Annotated in this window: 1 protein-coding gene; it reads left to right on the top strand. The window is 65.1% G+C overall.

What is annotated here, in order from left to right; translation table 11 throughout:
* Window positions 1-10: 10 nt before the first annotated feature.
* Window positions 11-493, top strand: a 483-nt coding sequence (locus AC6CH0_RS17765; RefSeq protein ID WP_498103335.1) for an Ig-like domain-containing protein, incomplete at its 3' end; no start/stop codon positions are given.

The raw sequence follows: 493 nt of genomic DNA, 5'->3' as shown, positions 1-493 counted from the left end.
TCAGCCGCCGGTGGCGACGGATGACGCGGTGACCGTGCGCGCCGGCGACATCACGACCGTTCCGGTGCTCGACAACGACTTCCACCCCGACGCCGCACCCCTCACGCTCGACAGTGCGCTCGTGGATGTCAGCGGTGCCGGGGGCCTCGTCTTCACTGCCGACGACACCGTGCGGTACCAGGCGCCGAACGAGCCGGGTGTCTACACCGCCTCGTACAAGGTCTTCGACGACTATGAGCAGTCGGCGACGGCGGTGGTGCGGTTTACGGTGGTGGGTCCTGATGCGAAGGGCAACCGGGCGCCGTTGCCGTTGCCGTTGACGTCGCGCACGTTCGAGGGCACTGCGGTGAAGATCGATGTGCCGCTCGATGGTATTGATCCTGATGGTGATTCGGTGACGCTCGTGGGTATCACGACGCCGCCGTCGTTGGGGAAGATCGTCGATATCGGCAGTACGCACATTAGTTATGAGGCGTATGCGGGTTCGGCGGGC

The sequence above is a fragment of the Agromyces sp. GQ35 genome (assembly GCF_059758475.1).
Note: the sequence above shows the minus strand (reverse complement) of the source record. Positions and strands in the feature narration are given on the sequence as shown.